The organism is Vibrio sp. Vb0349 (assembly GCF_033338975.1).
Map to the genome: position 1 here is coordinate 1 of NZ_JAWOTS010000077.1, position 2142 is coordinate 2142.

2 protein-coding genes are annotated in these 2142 nt (G+C 46.9%); both read right to left on the minus strand.

The features are described 5' to 3' along the window. Window positions 1-1151 (minus strand): secretin N-terminal domain-containing protein (locus R7Q47_RS23290; RefSeq protein ID WP_318089423.1); only part of this gene is annotated, 1151 nt, incomplete at its 3' end. 36 nt (window positions 1152-1187) lie between these two features. Continuing rightward, window positions 1188-2111: a type II secretion system protein GspC gene (gene gspC / locus R7Q47_RS23295; protein ID WP_005465330.1), complete on the minus strand. Its 924-nt coding sequence runs from the start codon at window positions 2109-2111 to the stop codon at window positions 1188-1190. Between the last annotated feature and the right edge of the window lie 31 nt (window positions 2112-2142).

Here is a 2142-nt window from a genome sequence, read left to right on the forward strand (position 1 = left end):
ATTGGCGCACCTGTGTTGCCGTACTGGATCACAGCACCCGTTTCTAGTGACCCCCACTGAACGCCTAGGTTAATACCATCACCTTCGGCCATTTCAACAATCAAGGCTTCAATCAGAACCTGAGCACGGCGAATATCTAATTGAGAAATTACGTCTTGCAAAGCCATCATGATATCTGGCGGCGCAGTCAGAACAAGTGAGTTGGTTGCTTCATGAGCCGCAATCACGACTTCACCGCGTTGTGCACTGGATGCACCTTTTTGACCCGCTTGTTTTTCGGCTTGCAGGTTGTCAGAGACACCTTTCAGTACATCAACTAGGTCTTCTGCTTTTGCATACTTAAGGTAAACCACTCGGTTGTTACCTTTCGTTGCCATTTCTACGTCAAGTTGACGAATCAAACGTTTCAGGCGTGCACGTACTTTCGGATCGCCAGAAATCAGAATCGAGTTCGTACGCTCATCCGCGACGATTTTTGGCTCAAGAAACTCAGGCGTACTCTTTTGGTTGGTCGTTTTGTTCAGGGCTTCTACGATACGAACCATTTCAGCAGCCGAGGCATTGCGAAGCTCTACTAGCTCGATCTCTTTGTCACCAGCTTGGTCAACGCGTTTGATGATTTCTGCTAGACGGTTTACTACCGCTGCACGACCGGTGATCAGGATGATGTTAGCTGGATCGTAATGAACCACATTACCCGCACCGGCATTATCAATCAGCTGGCGCAATAGCGGTGACAATTCACGAACAGAGACATTTCGCACAGCAACCACGCGAGTGATGACGCTATCGCCTTTTGCGCTGCCATCACCCATAACAGGGATTGCAGAGGTCTTAGAGTCTTTTGCTTTGATGACTTTGAGTACGCCGTTGTCCATTTCTACGACTGCATAGCCGTACACTTCCAACACGTTAAGGAAGAAGCTGTAATATTGCTCTTCGTTTAACACGTCGTAGCTGCGAACGTCGATTTTACCGCGCACCGAAGGGTCAACGATGATGGTCTTTTCTAAGTTACGACCAACAATGTTGATGAATTCTTGAATGTCAGTGCCTTTGAAACTCGCACTAAATTCATTTGCCATAGCACCTGGAACGCAGAGTAGACTCCCTGCCAGTAACCAAGCACTTTTGCTAAACCAATGTTTCACGTATGTCTCCCTGAACTTACGCTGGTTGCCTAAGTATTACAATTGGATATAGATGTCGTACTGCTGACCATCTCGCTCAACAGTCAAATTCAGTTCTTGCGGATCGCTCATCACTTGCATCAGTTGTACTGAAGAAGACGGATCACTTAAATCGATCCCATTAAGTTGCACCGCAATATCACCAGGTTCTAGACCCACATCATTAAATAACGCCGCATCACGACCCGGAGAAACTCGGTAGCCAATAATGGCGTCGTCTTTTTTCACTGGAGAAATGGTGATGTATTTAAAGACACTCTGTGGATCTTTCGCAATCTCCTCTCGGATTTGCTCTAGTTTGTCACTCACGTCTGACGCAGGTTCTTTCTGTGCAGCTTGCACTCGAGTAGCCTGCGGCGATTCTGACAATTTTTTATACTCAACGCCTTCCAGCATTAGAGTTTCATCTCGGCCTTCGTTATCGATGATAACGCGATCGACCAACACCGCTTTTAGTGTGGCACGCGTACCTTCAATTTCTTCGCTAATTCCGTAGGTCGCTTGCTTACCACGGTTAGCGATCACCGCTAAGCTGGTTTGAGGATTGCTGCTAGCAACGGCGCCAACAAGGGTAAGATTCAGGCGTGTTTTTGGGGCGTCTTTCACAACAGGTTGCTCAACGACCACAGGCTTTTGTTCGGTGTATTTGCCAAATAAGTTGGCGCTTTGAAGGGCATTGAAATCAATCGTATTCGATTTATTGCTGGCAATAACGTTACCCGCCGACGGCCTCCATTTTGGCACATCAGACGTTTGAGGGATTGCTAACCACACCACTTTACCGAGTATCCACCCAGTTATCGCAATAAATAGGCAAGTAAGTAGCAAACTGAGCTTCGCTTGAATTGCATGGTGGTTGGACTTGATCTGAGCCAGTAGCGGTCTGCTTGATAATCCTGCACTTAGCTCTAAACGCTTCACTGAATTGATTCCTTTATTCTAACGTTAGTCA